General features: G+C 74.5%; 15 protein-coding genes. 10 read left to right on the forward strand and 5 right to left on the reverse strand.

The window, feature by feature from the left end:
• The first annotated feature begins 193 nt into the window (after nt 1–193).
• The gene (locus ACGFQC_RS19800; protein ID WP_363089862.1) at nt 194–1,039 is read left to right on the forward strand and encodes a fused MFS/spermidine synthase; all 846 of its coding nucleotides are present in this window, start codon (nt 194–196) and stop codon (nt 1,037–1,039) included.
• A 176-nt stretch (nt 1,040–1,215) separates the two neighbouring features.
• On the opposite strand, the gene ACGFQC_RS19805 is transcribed toward ACGFQC_RS19800, so the two are convergent.
• The gene (locus ACGFQC_RS19805) at nt 1,216–2,568 is read right to left on the reverse strand and encodes an MFS transporter (protein WP_363089861.1); all 1,353 of its coding nucleotides are present in this window, start codon (nt 2,566–2,568) and stop codon (nt 1,216–1,218) included.
• A gap of 87 nt (nt 2,569–2,655) precedes the next feature.
• The gene (locus ACGFQC_RS19810) at nt 2,656–3,690 is read right to left on the reverse strand and encodes a hypothetical protein (RefSeq protein WP_363089860.1); all 1,035 of its coding nucleotides are present in this window, start codon (nt 3,688–3,690) and stop codon (nt 2,656–2,658) included.
• Nucleotides 3,691–3,854: 164 nt separating this feature from the next.
• Here ACGFQC_RS19810 and ACGFQC_RS19815 point away from each other — a divergent pair, with 164 nt between their 5' ends.
• Nucleotides 3,855–4,292 (forward strand): DUF4442 domain-containing protein, encoded by a 438-nt coding sequence (locus ACGFQC_RS19815; protein WP_363089912.1) that lies wholly within the window; start codon nt 3,855–3,857, stop codon nt 4,290–4,292.
• A 274-nt stretch (nt 4,293–4,566) separates the two neighbouring features.
• Here ACGFQC_RS19815 and galU read toward each other — a convergent pair whose 3' ends face one another.
• Nucleotides 4,567–5,556 carry a UTP--glucose-1-phosphate uridylyltransferase GalU gene (gene galU, locus ACGFQC_RS19820; RefSeq protein WP_363089859.1) on the reverse strand — a complete coding sequence of 330 codons (990 nt, stop codon included), beginning with the start codon at nt 5,554–5,556 and terminating at the stop codon, nt 4,567–4,569.
• Between the two features lie 283 nt (nt 5,557–5,839).
• Between galU and ACGFQC_RS19825 the strand changes: the two genes are divergently transcribed.
• On the forward strand, nt 5,840–6,511 hold the full coding sequence (locus ACGFQC_RS19825; protein WP_363089911.1) for a DedA family protein: 672 nt from the start codon (nt 5,840–5,842) through the stop codon (nt 6,509–6,511).
• Between the two features lie 31 nt (nt 6,512–6,542).
• Here the strand turns inward: ACGFQC_RS19825 and ACGFQC_RS19830 are convergent, their stop codons facing one another.
• Nucleotides 6,543–7,070: a gamma carbonic anhydrase family protein gene (locus tag ACGFQC_RS19830; RefSeq protein ID WP_363089858.1), complete on the reverse strand. Its 528-nt coding sequence runs from the start codon at nt 7,068–7,070 to the stop codon at nt 6,543–6,545.
• Between the two features lie 109 nt (nt 7,071–7,179).
• On the opposite strand from ACGFQC_RS19830, the gene ACGFQC_RS19835 reads away from it, so the two are divergent.
• The 3 genes from ACGFQC_RS19835 (at nt 7,180) to ACGFQC_RS19845 (ending at nt 9,231) form a co-directional block, all read left to right on the forward strand.
• Entirely contained in the window at nt 7,180–7,944 is a 765-nt protein-coding gene (locus ACGFQC_RS19835) for an acyltransferase (protein ID WP_363089857.1), read from the forward strand.
• Between the two features lie 110 nt (nt 7,945–8,054).
• Nucleotides 8,055–8,627: an XRE family transcriptional regulator gene (locus tag ACGFQC_RS19840; RefSeq protein ID WP_363089856.1), complete on the forward strand. Its 573-nt coding sequence runs from the start codon at nt 8,055–8,057 to the stop codon at nt 8,625–8,627.
• 43 nt (nt 8,628–8,670) lie between these two features.
• Entirely contained in the window at nt 8,671–9,231 is a 561-nt protein-coding gene (locus ACGFQC_RS19845; protein ID WP_363089855.1) for a YbaK/EbsC family protein, read from the forward strand.
• Nucleotides 9,232–9,408: 177 nt separating this feature from the next.
• Here ACGFQC_RS19845 and ACGFQC_RS19850 read toward each other — a convergent pair whose 3' ends face one another.
• Entirely contained in the window at nt 9,409–9,816 is a 408-nt protein-coding gene (locus ACGFQC_RS19850; protein ID WP_363089854.1) for a CoA-binding protein, read from the reverse strand.
• Nucleotides 9,817–9,944: 128 nt separating this feature from the next.
• Here ACGFQC_RS19850 and ACGFQC_RS19855 point away from each other — a divergent pair, with 128 nt between their 5' ends.
• The 4 genes from ACGFQC_RS19855 to ACGFQC_RS19870 all read left to right on the forward strand — a co-directional run bounded on the left by ACGFQC_RS19855 (nt 9,945) and on the right by ACGFQC_RS19870 (nt 13,177).
• Nucleotides 9,945–10,664 (forward strand): hypothetical protein, encoded by a 720-nt coding sequence (locus ACGFQC_RS19855; protein ID WP_363089853.1) that lies wholly within the window; start codon nt 9,945–9,947, stop codon nt 10,662–10,664.
• Nucleotides 10,661–11,242, forward strand: a complete 582-nt coding sequence (locus ACGFQC_RS19860) for a histidine phosphatase family protein (protein ID WP_363089852.1) — start codon at nt 10,661–10,663, stop codon at nt 11,240–11,242. Before ACGFQC_RS19855 ends, ACGFQC_RS19860 begins: the two co-directional genes overlap by 4 nt.
• A gap of 9 nt (nt 11,243–11,251) precedes the next feature.
• The gene (locus tag ACGFQC_RS19865) at nt 11,252–11,878 is read left to right on the forward strand and encodes a YigZ family protein (protein WP_363089851.1); all 627 of its coding nucleotides are present in this window, start codon (nt 11,252–11,254) and stop codon (nt 11,876–11,878) included.
• 135 nt (nt 11,879–12,013) lie between these two features.
• Nucleotides 12,014–13,177 (forward strand): exonuclease SbcCD subunit D, encoded by a 1,164-nt coding sequence (locus ACGFQC_RS19870; protein ID WP_363089850.1) that lies wholly within the window; start codon nt 12,014–12,016, stop codon nt 13,175–13,177.
• Nucleotides 13,178–13,217: the final 40 nt, after the last annotated feature.

Here is a 13,217-nt window from a genome sequence, read left to right on the forward strand (position 1 = left end):
TGCGGATCTTGCTCGCCTGTGGCACCCCGCGCCTTTCTCCGGTGCTTCGCGCCCCTGGCGCTTCCGCGTGTGCGGCGCTCCCGCGTTCCTGGCGCTTCCGCCCCTGCCGCGCCGTGCCGTGCCGCCCGCCCCCGTGGGTCCCACGGCCTCGGCGGGTCCCACGGCCTCGGCGGGTCCCGGGCACAATGACAGCGTGAACGACTCCATACCCGTCACCCGAGCCGTCGATCACGGCACCGCCAAGCTGATGCCCGACGTCGACCGGGAGCGGGCCTGGCTGCTGACGGTGGACGGGGCGCCGCAGTCGTACGTCGACCTGGACGAGCCGACGCATCTGGAGTTCGAGTACGCCCGGCGGCTCGGGCATGTCCTGGACACCGTCGCCGAGGCCGGCCGTGCGCTGGACGTGCTGCACCTCGGTGGCGGGGCGCTCACCCTGCCCCGGTACCTCGCCGTGACCCGGCCGGGCTCCCGGCAGGACGTCGTGGAGGCCGACCGGGGTCTGCTGGACCTCGTGGCCGAGCAGCTGCCGGTCCCGGCCGGCACCGGCATCACCCTGCACGCGGCCGACGCGCGGGACTGGCTGGAGGCGGCCCCGACGGCCTCCGCCGACATCCTGGTGGCCGACGTCTTCGGCGGCTCCCGCGTCCCCGCCCACCTGACGACGCTGTCCTACGCCCGCGAGGCCGGGCGGGTCCTGCGCGCGGACGGCGTCTATCTGGCGAACCTCGCGGACGCGGCCCCGTTCGCCTTCCTGCGCTCCCAACTCGCGACCTTCGCGGTGGTGTTCGAGCATCTCGCGGTCATCGCCGAACCGGCGGTCCTGCGCGGCCGACGGTTCGGCAACGCCGTCCTCGTCGCCGCCCACCATCCCCTGGACGTCCCGCCCCTGGCCCGCCGCACGGCCTCCGACGCCTTCCCCGCCCGCGTGGAACACGGCGCGTCCCTGAGGGAGTTCACCGGCGACGCCCGCCCGGTGGGCGACGCGGAGGCGGTGCCGTCACCGGTGCCGCCCGAGGGGGCGTTCGGGATCGGGTGACCAGCGCCGGCCTCCACTGCCGCGGGCCGCGGCCCTTGCCGGCCGCACCGGGGCCGGCCGGTCGGCCGGCGGGACGCGGGCGGGTCGCCAGCGCGGCCGGGCCGGCCGGCGCGAAGCCGGACGGGGGCCTCGCCGCCCGCGGGTGATGCTCGGCACCGGGAACCCGTGCGCGGCTCTCACCCGAGTGCGCCGGTGCTCCCGTCCGGCTTCGCCGGGGCCGGGGAGGCCTGGTCCGGCAGCGTCTTCGGAAGGGGACCGGTGGGGGCCGCGGCCGCCCGTCGGCCTGCCACCGGCTTCGTGCGGCGGGTCAGGTGGCGTACGTCCGGTACGCACAGGACCGCCGCCGTGACCACGACGACGAGGACGGCACAGCCCCACAGGGAGGCCGTGCGGCCGAAGAGGGACTCCGAGGGGCCTGCCAGGGCCGTGGCCAGGGGAACCAGGGCGACCGAGCCGAACCAGTCGTAGGCCGAGACGCGGGAGAGCTTCTCCTCCGGGATCTCCTGGTGGAGGGCGGTCATCCAGGACACGCCGAACACCTCCAGGGTGATGCCGGTCAGGAACATCACCGCGCACAGGACGCCGACCGGCACCGGCACGGCGAGGGCCGCCGAGGGCAGGGCCAGGGGGAACACGCAGAGGGTGCCGACGAAGAGGAGACGGTGTGGTCTCCAGCGGGTCATCAGCAGGGCGCCCGCCACCGTGCCCGCGCCGAAGAAGCCGAGGGCGAGACCCCAGGGGCCCGCCCCGCCCAGGTGGTCCCGGGCGACGAGGGGGCCGTAGACCGCGTCGGCGGCCGCCACGACGGCGTTGGCGATCGAGAACTGGAGCACGACGCCCCACAGCCAGGGGCGGCCGCTGAACTCCCGCCAGCCTTCCCGCAGATCGGCCAGCAGGCCGCCGCCGGGCTCGCGGTCCGGTATGTGTCCCACGTCGAGGAACGCGCGCAGCGACCCGGCGACGGCGAAGGCGGCGGCGTCCGCCGCGAGCACCCAGCCCGGCCCGATCACCGCGACCATGGCGCCGCCGAGGGCCGCGCCGCCGAGGCCCGCTCCCTGCATCGCCATCCGGAACACCGCGAACGCCCGGCCGGCCTGCTCGCCGCGCACCGAGGACATCAGCATGCCCTCGGCGGCCGGGCTGAAGAACGCCTGGCCGGTGCCGCCGAGGGCGGTCAGCAGCATCATCTGCCACAGCCGCGGCTCGCCGGTCAGGACGAGCACGGCGAACGCGGCCTGCGACAGACAGCTGAGGGCGTTGGCCGCGACCATCACCCGGTGCCGCGGCAGACGGTCCGCGACCGCCCCGCCGACCAGCAGGAACAGCACCAGTGGCAGCGTGCGGGCCGCCGCCACCAGACCGACGTCGCCGCCGTCGCCGCCGGCTTCGAGGACGGCGAACGCGGCGGCGATGAGGGCCCCGTTGGCCCCGAGGCCCGTCACGAACGCGGCGGCTGTCAGCAGGCTGTAGTTGCGGCCCGCCCAGGAGGGTCTGCGCAGGCGGGGGCGGGGATCGGCGGCTGAGGTCACCGGCCGACTATCCCCGCCCGGCCGCCGGTCCGGCAAGCCGGCGGCCGGTTTCGCCGGCCGGGGAGCCGGCGCGCGGGCGGTGGGGACTCAGCCGCCGGTCGGCTCCCCGTGCAGCCGCACGGTGGCGAGGATCTTCAGGATGGTCGCCTCGGGCAGTTCGTCCTTCACGCCCCTGGCGCCGTACAGGTTCCACGACACGTAGTCGTTGGCGGAGTTCTTGAAGCCGAAGGTGATCGCCTTGCCGTCGCTGTCGCACTTGCCCTTCTGCGGCGTGTTCGTCGACCGTGCCCAGGCGTAGCTGCCCTCGACCCCCGAGGCAGTGGTGAAGGGGGTGGCCTTCTTGTCGGTGGTGATGCTCTTGCGGTCCGGCTCGGTGTAGCCGCCGAACACCCACCAGGCGGGCGTGTTGAGGGCGATCTCGTCGGTGTTCTTGGCCCCTTCGGCACCCTTGCTGCCGACCATGGCCAGCGCGGTGTCGTCGGTCTTGCCGTCCTTGTCGTCGTCGGACGTGCACCACTTGGACTTGTACTCGGCCGTGCCCCCCTGGATGATCGCGTCGTAGCCGTCGGGCTGCTCCTTGTCCTCCCACTCGAAGCCCTGGCTCAGGCCCGGCGACTGGACCTCCCAGTCCGCGGGCACGTCGAAGGCGATGCCCCACTTGGGGTTCACGACGACCTTCCAGCCCGCCACGGTCGGCTTCTCGGTCTCGGTGTCGCGCGGGTTGTCGTCCGTGCCGGACGAGGAGGAGGCCGAGCCGCTCGGTTCGACCGACACCGTCGGGCTCGCACCGCCCTTGCCCTTGGCCTCCGGCTGCTCGTCGTCTCCGCCCAGCACCAGGAATCCGGTGACACCGGCGGCCAGGACGACGGCCGCGGCCGCCACGATCGCGACCACCTTCGTCCGGTTCCCGCCGCCACCGCCGGACTGCGGGGAGCCCGGCCCCCCGGGCGCGCCCCACTGAGCCGTCTGCGCGTAGGCACCGGGGTGCTGCTGATAGCCGGGCTGTTGCTGGTACCCCGGCTGCTGATACGGATTCGGCTGCTGGTATCCCGGCTGTTGGTACGGGTTGTTCTGCGCCTGCGGGTTCTGCTCTCCCCCGGGCTGCTGCTGTCCTGGCCACATGGCCGGAAACCCTAGTGCCGCCCATGACACGAACAGGTCACCGCCCCTCGTCAGGGCGGTACCGAATCGGCCGCGGCGCGCCCCCTCCCGCGTGGACTCCCTGTTCCCTCCCCCTGGCCGACGAGCCTACTCGTGGGTAACATCGCGGCATGAGCGCTGACCAGATGTCCATCGGCGAGATGCTCGCCGCCACTGTGCCCATGGCCCGGACGCTGAACCTCGAGTTCCTCGAGACCGGGCCGGAGAAGGCCGTGGTGGCTCTGCCGGACCAGGGGGCGTTCCACAACCACGTGGGCGGGCCGCACGCCGGGGCGATGTTCACGCTCGGCGAGTCCGCGAGCGGGGCGATCGTGCTCGCCGCGTTCGGGGACCAGCTGTCCCGGGCCGTGCCGCTCGCCGTCCGCGCCGAGATCGCCTACCGCAAGCTCGCCATGGGGCCCGTCACGGCGACCGCGACACTGGGACGCCCGGCCGCCGAGGTCGTCGCCCAGCTCGACGCGGGGGAGCGGCCCGAGTTCCCGGTGGCGATCGAGATCCGCCGCGAGGACGGGGCCGTGACCGGCGAGATGACCGTGGTGTGGACGCTGCGGCCCAACGGCTGAGCGGACGGGCCGCGGACCGGGACCCCGGACGCGGCTGCGGTCGTTCCCGCGCCCCGCGCCCCGCGCCCCGCGCCCCGCGTTCCGGGACCGGCGGCCCGCGCCCCGCGTTCCGGGACCGGCGGCCCGCGCCCCGCGTTCCGGGACCGGCGGCCACCGGCGCGGCGTGGAGCGGGACGGCGTCGCGTGGTGCCGGTGACCTCCCACCCGCGCCGCACCGCCCGGCGCCGGTGCTTCGCGGCGCCGTCCTCCCCTCTCGCCCTGCCGGGCGCCGGCGCTACGCCGCCCCGGCGGCCCTCGCCCGCACGCGGTGGGACCGTTCGCGCCCCGGCGCGCCGGTCTCCTCCAGTTCCGCCACGAACTCCTTGAGCCAGGAGACGAATTCCGGGCCCAGGTCGTCCCGGTCGCAGGCCAGCCGGACCACCGTGCGCAGATAGTCGGCCTTGTCGCCGGTGTCGTAGCGGCGGCCGGAGAAGACGACGCCGTGCACCGTGCCGCCCGCGGCCAGTTCCTGGAGGGCGTCGGTGAGCTGGATCTCGCCGCCGCGGCCGGGTTCCGTGCGTTCCAGGACGTCGAAGACCGCCGGGTCGAGGACGTACCGCCCGATGACCGCGTACCGGCTCGGAGCGTCCTCGGGCGCGGGCTTCTCCACCAGCCCCGTGACCCGTACGACGCCGTCCTCGCCGGACGGCTCCACGGCCGCGCAGCCGTAGAGGTGGACCTGCTCCGGTGGCACCTCCATCAGCGCGACCACGCTGCCGGCGTGCCGGTCGCGGACCTCCAGCATGCGGCTGAGGAGCGCGTCGCGCGGGTCGATGAGGTCGTCGCCGAGAAGGACCGCGAACGGCTGGTCGCCCACGTGGTTGCGGGCGCACAGCACGGCGTGACCGAGGCCGAGCGGGTCGCCCTGGCGGATGTGGTGGATGTCCGCGAGCCGGGCCGGATCGCGCACCGCGTCCAGTCGCACGGTGTCGCCCTTGGCCGCGAGGGCCTGCTCCAGTTCGAAGGCGTGGTCGAAGTGGTCCTCGATGGCCCGCTTGTGGCGCCCCGTGACCATCAGCACGTCGTCCAGACCGGCCGCGGCGGCCTCCTCGACGACGTACTGGATGGCCGGCTTGTCGACGACCGGGAGCATCTCCTTCGGCGTCGCCTTCGTCGCGGGGAGGAAACGGGTGCCGAGCCCGGCCGCCGGGACGACCGCCTTGCGGACGGCGGGTACGGCGGGGACACAGCCGGCGGGGGGCGCGGAAGGGTGGGGGGCGTTCATGGCGGTCATGCTGGACCACCGGGATGGGAGTTCCCCGGGAGACACGTCTGAGAATCCTGTGCGCGAGGGCCGGACCGCGGGGAGCGGGCGGGAGTCCGGGGATTCCGGACCGCTGCGAGCCGAAGCCGGAGCCGGAGCCGGAGCCGAAGCCGGAGCCGGAGCCGCAGTCCGGGGGCGACGGGACGACGGGACGGACCGGTCGCGGGGCCGACCCGGTAGGCTTCCCGGCGTGCGCCCGTCCCCGGCGCGCCGCGAAGCAGGACTCGTACGGGAGGAGCCGGCGGTGCACGTCCAGGAGTGGCTCGAGGCCGTACCCCCGGTCGCCATCTACGCGCTGGTGGGCCTGGTCATCGGACTGGAGAGCCTGGGCATCCCGCTGCCGGGCGAGATCATCCTCGTCTCCTCGGCGCTGCTGGCCTCGCAGCACGGCGACATCAACCCCGTGATCCTCGGCGCCTGCGCCATCGCGGGCGCGGTGATCGGTGACTCCATCGGTTATGCCATCGGCCGCAAGGGCGGCCGCCCGATGCTCGCCTGGCTGGGCGAGAAGTTCCCCCGGCACTTCAGCGAGGGGCACATCGCCACGGCGGAGCGGTCCTTCGAGAAGTGGGGCGTGTGGGCCGTCTTCTTCGGCCGCTTCATCGCCCTGCTGCGGATCTTCGCCGGGCCGCTCGCGGGCGTCCTGCACATGCCGTACTGGAGGTTCTTCACCGCCAACCTGCTCGGCGGCATCGTGTGGGCGGGCGGCACGACGGCCGTCATCTACTACGTGGGTGTCGTCGCGGAGTCCTGGCTGAAGCGGTTCTCCTGGCTGGGCCTGGTGGTGGCCGTGCTCATCGGCCTCACCTCGATGATCGTGCTCAAGCGCAAGGCGAAGAACGCCGCACGGCAGGCCGAGACCGAGACCGAGACCGCCGCCGCACCGAGGGCCGAGACGGTGGCGGCCGCCGAGTAGGCCACAGCCGCGCGCCCGCCGCGGCACCGCCCTACTCGTGGATATCGCCGTGGGCTTTCGCCAGGTCGGCGTAGAGCGTGCCGTTCAGCGTGATGCCCTGACGCTCCTCCTCGGACAGCTGCCGCCTGACCTTCGCCGGCACCCCCGCGACCAGCGACCCCGGCGGCACCTCCATGCCCTGCGGCACCAGCGCCTGCGCGGCGACCAGCGAACCGGCCCCGATCACCGCGCCGTTCAGCACGGTCGCCCCCATCCCGATCAGGCAGTCGTCCCCGACGCTCGCCCCGTGGACGACCGCGTTGTGGCCGACGGAGACCCGCTCGCCGATGGTCACCGGGAAACCGGGGTCGGCGTGCAGCGTGCAGTTGTCCTGGACGTTGCTCCGCGCCCCCACCGAGATCCGCTCCACGTCACCGCGCAGCACGGCGCCGTACCAGACGCTCGCGCCCGCCGCCAGCGTCACGTCCCCGATGACGGAGGACGTCGGCGACACGAACGCCTCCCCGTCGACCTTCGGTTCCCTGCCGCCGATGCCCACGATCAGCGCCTTGTGCGTCATCACCGTCTCCTCGTGTCCGTCCGCTCCCCGCACCGTACGTCACCCGGTGGGGTGAAGATCACAGGCTTCCGGCGTCCTGGCGCCGACGCGTGCTGAGTACGGTGAGCGGGTGCCGAAGCGCAAGAACACGTTCTCATCATGGCGGCGCCGCCTCGCCCAGCGGGCCGTCCACGCGGGCTGGGCCTGGGTGCAGCGCACCGGTTCCGTCACCGCCGAACACCCCGGCGGGCTCCGCTTCGGCTCGATCGGCTCCGGCACCCGGCTCGCCTTCCCGCTCGGCACCGTCTTCGGTGAACCCTGGATCCACCTCGGCGCGCACTGCATCGTGGGCGAGCAGGTCACGCTGACGGCCGGTCTGATGCCGGACCTCGACCTCGGCCCCGACCCGATCCTGCGGATGGGCGACGGCGTCGTGCTGGGCCGCGGCAGCCACGTCATCGCCGACACGACGGTCACCATCGGCAGCGACTGCTACTTCGGGCCGTACGTCTACGTCACCTCCACCAACCACTCCTACGACGATCCGCACCAGCCCATCGGCAAGCAGTGGCCGCGGATGGAACCGGTCGAGATCGGCTCCGGCTGCTGGATCGGCACCGGCGCGGTGATCCTGCCGGGGGCGCGGATCGGACGGAACGTCGTCGTCGCGGCCGGCGCGGTGGTGCGCGGCACGGTGCCCGACCACGCGGTGGTCGCGGGGGCGCCCGCCCGGGTCGTACGCCGGTGGACCCCCGCCGACGGCTGGCAGCCGCCGCTGCGCACCCCGGCCCCGGTGCCGATCCCCGACGGGGTGACCTCCGACCAACTGGTCGCGCTGTCCGGTCTGGACGAGGAGTCGGCGGCGAGGCTCGCCGAACTCGAACCGGAAAGGTGACGGGTGCGGCGGAACCCGGCCGCCGCCGACCGGTGGTACAGGACAGTAGACTTCGGAATCCAGACCGTTGGACTCCGGGCAGCGTCCGGACAGGCTGAATCGGACGGAACGTGTCGGACCTCGACCTGCTGACCCGGTCCCTGGCGCGCAACGTCAAACGCTGGCGCACCGACCGAGGCTTCACCCTCGAGACCCTCGCGGCCCGCGCCGGAGTCAGCCGCGGCATGCTGATCCAGATCGAGCAGGCCCGCACCAACCCCAGCCTCGGCACCGTCGTCAAGATCGGCGACGCGCTCGGCATCAGCATCACCACCCTCCTCGACTACGATCAGGGGCCCAAGGTCCGCGTCGTCCCCGCCGACCGGGTGGTCCGGCTCTGGCACACCGACGCGGGCAGCTACAGCCGGCTCCTCGCCGGTACGGAAGCCCCCGGCCCGCTGGAGATGTGGGACTGGCGGCTGATGCCGGGCGACAGCAGCAGCTCCGACCCGCACCCGGCCGGCACGGTCGAGATCGCCCACGTCACCGCCGGCGAACTGACCCTCACCGTCGAGGGCACGGAGCACCGCGTCCCGGCCGGCGCCAGCGTCACCTTCGAGGCCGACGCCGCCCACACCTACGCCAACCAGGGCGGGATCCCGACCGAGATGGTGCTCACCGTGTCGGTGCCGCCCGTGCACTGAGACACCCCGCCGACCGCCGCGGCGCCGCTGTCAGCGTGCGGCCATGGACGCACCCATCGGACGCCTCGACGACACCAGGCCCGCACCCGACCGCCTCGACGACCTGGTCGGTCCGGTCGCCGACGCGGTACGCCACTGGAGCGGCAGCGTCCCCGCCGAACAGATCGTCCACGTCGACACCGACCCGCGGTGGGCCGACACTGCCGTCTTCGTCGAGCACTACGGGCGGGAACTGCTGGAGCAGTCGGCGAACTGCGTGGTGGTCGCCGGCAAGCGCGGCGCCGAGACCACCCTGGCCGCGTGCGTCGTACTCTCCACCACCCGCGTCGACGTCAACGGCGTGGGGCGCCGTCACCTCGGCGCCCGCAAGGCGTCGTTCGCCGCGATGGACACGGCGGTGGGCGAGACCGGCATGGAGTACGGCGGCATCACCCCCGTGGGGCTCCCCGCCGCCTGGCCGGTGCTGGTGGACCCGGCCGTCGTCGACCTGCCGTACGTCCTCGTCGGCAGCGGGCGCAGGCGCGGCAAACTGCTGGTGCCCGGCAAGGCGTTCGCCGAACTGCCCGGCGCGGTGGTGCTGGACGGGCTGGGCGTCGCGCTCTGAGGCGGGCCTGCACCGCCCGCCCCGCAGGATGCCGGTGACGGGGGGCCCGGCCGGGCCGGCCCCCGCGAGGACGACCGGAACGTGGGGCGAGGGAAGGGAGTTGGGGGGAAGGCCGTGGCCACCCGCACCCCGGGGAGCCCCCTCAGGGGGTGTCAGGGGGCCGCAGCGGCCATCCGTTCAGCCCAGCCGGGGGATCTCGATCGCCGGGCAGCGGTCCATCACCATCTCCAGACCGGCGGCCCGGGTACGGGCGTGGGCCGCCTCGTCGACGACGCCGAGCTGGAACCACACCGCCTTCGCGCCCTTGGCGACCGCCTCGTCCGCGACGGCTCCCGCGAGGTCACTGTTCACGAACACGTCCACCACGTCCACGTCGAAGGGGATGTCCGCGAGGGAGGCGTACCCCCGCTCCCCGTGCACGGTCTCCGCCTTCGGATGGACGGGGACGACCCGCTTGCCGTAGCGCTGGAGCACCTCCGCGACACCGTACGCCGCCCGTCGCGGGTTCGTGGACAGCCCCACCACCGCCCAGGTGTCACCCAGCTCGGTCAGGATCCTGCGGATCGTTGCCTCGTCGCCGTACACGGCGGCCTCCTCTGACGGACGGACATCGCAGGACGCCGAACGGCGTCCGTCCGCTCAACATCGGACGGCCGTCACCGATTCCGCAACCGGGGCTGCGGGCGGCCCCGCGCCCGCCTACGCTCGGGCGCGTGCTGCGCATCATCGACCCCCGAACCGGCGAGCCCGTCGCCGCCGCCCCCGTCCGCCGTGGCCTCACCCGTGTCGAGGCCCACGCCTCGGGGTGCGGCAGCGGTACCCTCCGCGTCCTCCTCGTCGCCGACCTCGTCGTGCGGGTGCTGGAACTCGGCGGCACGTCGGTCCTGCCCGTACTGACCGGCGAACGCGAACAGGCGGAGCTGCGGGCCGCCGCCACCCGGCTCGGCGCCCGCCCCTTCGAGGACGGCAGGGACGTCTCCGCGGGATTCGGCGAGGCCCAGACCGTGCACGTGGCGGCGGCGGACGACCCCCCGGCGGGGGAGGGCGTGTGGGTCCCGGTCGCGGCCGTGCGGCCGGACGGCCCGGCCCCCGATCCAGCCGCCCTCCGCCTCGCCCTCCTCTCCCACCACCACCGCGCGCCCGCCCCGCTCGACGAGGCCGCGCTGCGTGCGGCCGGCATCACCCTGGCCCGCTGGCGCCGGGCCGTCGCCGACTGGGCGCGGAGCCCGTCCCGCCCGGTCCCCGAGGACCTGCGCGGACGGCTGCGGACCGCCTGGGAGGACGACCTGGACCTGCCCGCGGTGCTGCGCGTGCTGCGCTCGGTGGAGGAGGCCGGGCCGCGACTCCCGGACGGCGCCCGCTTCGAGACGTACGCCTACGCCGACCGCCTCCTCGGCCTCGAACTCACCCGTGACGTCGGGGCCCCGGCGTGAGCGCCGCCGCCGAGGCCGGGCCGCCGCGCCGGCTGGTCGTCCTGCGGCACGCCAAGTCGGCCTGGCCGCAGGGCGTGCCCGACCACGAGCGGCCGCTCGCCCCGCGCGGCCTGCGCGACGCCCCGGCGGCCGGCCGCGCGCTGGCCGGTGCCGGCCACCTCCCCGATCTCGCCCTGTGCTCCACCGCCGTACGCGCCCGCCGGACCTGGGAACTGGCCTCGGCCCGGTGGGACACCGTGCCGCCCGTCCGGTACGAACCGCGCCTGTACGCCGCCGACGTGCCCGAGCTGCTGGCCGTGGTCCGCGGGACGCCCGCCGGGGTCCGCACCCTGCTGCTGGTCGGACACAACCCCGGCCTGCAGGAACTCGTCCTCGGCCTGGCCGCGGACGCCCTCGGCGACACCCTGGACGGGATCCGGGTGAAGTTCCCCACCTCCGCCGTCGCGGCGCTGACCTGGCACGGCCCGGCCTGGAGCGATCTGCGGCCGGGCGCGGCCCTGCTGACCTGGACGGCCGTGCCGCGGGGGCGCGAGGACAGCGGCCGAGGCGGCACCGGCGACGACTCGGACAGGGCCTAGGCTGGCCCGATGCAGGACGAGTACCGCACCGTCGCCCACCCGGGCGTCCACGAGACCGAGGTCAACCGCTCCCGCTTCCTGTGCGCGCTCGCCCCGGCCGCCACCGAGGAGGAGGCCCAGGCGTTCGTCGCGGCCGTCCGCAAGGAGCACGCCGACGCCACCCACAACTGCTGGGCCTACGTCATCGGCGCCGACGCCTCCGTCCAGAAGGCCAGCGACGACGGCGAACCCGGCGGCACCGCGGGCGTCCCGATGCTCCAGATGCTGCTGCGCCGTGACATGCGCTACGTCGTCGCCGTCGTCACCCGCTACTACGGCGGGGTCAAGCTCGGCGCCGGCGGCCTCATCCGCGCGTACGGCGGCGCCGTCGGCGAGGCACTGGACACCCTCGGCACCCTCACCCGCCGCCGCTTCCGGCTGGCCACGGTGACCGTCGACCACCAGCGGGCCGGCAAGGTGCAGAACGACCTGCGCTCCACCGGCCGCGAGGTCCGCGACGTGCGCTACGGCGAGGCGGTCACCATCGAGATCGGCCTCCCCGAGGCCGACGTCGACGCCTTCCGCGCCTGGCTCGCCGCCGCCACGGCGGGGACGGCGCGGTTCGAGACCGGCGGGGAGGCGTACGGCGACGCGTGAGGGGCGGGTGCCGGCGACGACGCCGGATCAGGACGGTACGACGCCACAACGAAAGCCTTCATTGCGGTCAAAACGGTCACCCTGGACCGGACTTGCCGCCCCTGCTGCCCGGCCCTCCCGATACGCTCGGGAAGCATGAGGCTCCTGCACACTTCCGACTGGCATCTCGGCCGGGCGTTCCACCGGGTGAACATGCTCGGTGCCCAGGCCGGATTCATCGGCCACCTCGTCGCCACCGTGCGTGAGCGCGAGGTGGACGCGGTGGTCGTGTCGGGGGACGTGTACGACCGCGCGGTACCACCGCTCGCCGCCGTCGAGCTGTTCGACGACGCCCTGCACCGCCTCGCCGACCTGGGCGTGCCCACGGTGATGATCTCCGGGAACCACGACTCCGCCCGGCGGCTCGGCGTGGGCGCCGGACTGATCCGGCGCGCGGGCGTCCACCTGCTCACCGACCCGGCCGCGGCCGGCACGCCGGTGATCCTGCGGGACGCCCACGGCGACGTCGCCCTCTACGGACTGCCCTATCTCGAACCCGCCCTGGTGAAGGACGAGTTCGGTGTGGAGAAGGCCGCGCACGAGGCGGTGCTCGCCGCCGCCATGGACCGGGTCCGGGCCGACCTCGCGGGCCGTCCGCCGGGAACCCGCTCGGTCGTCCTCGCGCACGCCTTCGTCACGGGCGGCCGCCCCAGCGAGAGCGAGCGCGACATCACCGTCGGCGGGGTCGCCTCCGTGCCGGCCGGCGTCTTCGACGGCGTCGACTACGCGGCGCTCGGGCACCTGCACGGCTGCCAGACCCTCACCGAGCGCGTGCGCTACTCGGGATCCCCGCTGCCGTACTCCTTCTCGGAGGCCGACCACCGCAAGACCATGTGGCTCGTCGACCTCGACGCCGACGGAGAGGTCACCGCCGAGCGGATCGACTGCCCCGTCCCCCGCGAGCTGGCCCGTCTCCGCGGCGCACTGGAGGAACTCCTCGCCGACCCCCGGCTCGACCGGTACGAGGAGGCGTGGGTCGAGGCGACCCTCACCGACGCCGTGCGCCCGGCCGACCCCATGGCCCGGCTCACCGAACGCTTCCCGCACACCCTCAGCCTCGTCTTCGCCCCCGAGCGCGCCCCTGACGACCCCGACGTGTCCTACGCCCGGCGCCTCGCGGGCCGCAGCGATCAGGAGATCGCCGAGGACTTCGTGGCGCACGTGCGCGGTGCGGGTCCCGACGCGCGCGAGCAGGGCGTGCTGCGGGACGCCTTCGACGCGGTGCGCGTGGACGGCGACGCGCGGGAGGTGGCCCGGTGAGGCACCGGACCGTCCACGGGACGGCCCCGGTCCCGGTCCT

This window comes from Streptomyces sp. NPDC048734 (genome assembly GCF_043198675.1).
In the GTDB taxonomy this organism is placed as follows: Bacteria; Actinomycetota; Actinomycetes; order Streptomycetales; family Streptomycetaceae; genus Streptomyces.

What these genes read in the sequence shown, in the direction of transcription:
- ACGFQC_RS19810 (WP_363089860.1), bottom strand. Translation starts at nt 3,690, where the DNA reads ATGTGGCCAGGACAGCAGCAGCCCGGGGGAGAGCAGAACCCGCAGGCG.
- ACGFQC_RS19815 (WP_363089912.1), top strand. Translation starts at nt 3,855, where the DNA reads ATGTCCATCGGCGAGATGCTCGCCGCCACTGTGCCCATGGCCCGGACG.
- galU (WP_363089859.1), bottom strand. Translation starts at nt 5,556, where the DNA reads ATGAACGCCCCCCACCCTTCCGCGCCCCCCGCCGGCTGTGTCCCCGCC.
- ACGFQC_RS19830 (WP_363089858.1), bottom strand. Translation starts at nt 7,070, where the DNA reads ATGACGCACAAGGCGCTGATCGTGGGCATCGGCGGCAGGGAACCGAAG.
- ACGFQC_RS19845 (WP_363089855.1), top strand. Translation starts at nt 8,671, where the DNA reads ATGGACGCACCCATCGGACGCCTCGACGACACCAGGCCCGCACCCGAC.
- ACGFQC_RS19865 (WP_363089851.1), top strand. Translation starts at nt 11,252, where the DNA reads ATGCAGGACGAGTACCGCACCGTCGCCCACCCGGGCGTCCACGAGACC.
- ACGFQC_RS19870 (WP_363089850.1), top strand. Translation starts at nt 12,014, where the DNA reads ATGAGGCTCCTGCACACTTCCGACTGGCATCTCGGCCGGGCGTTCCAC.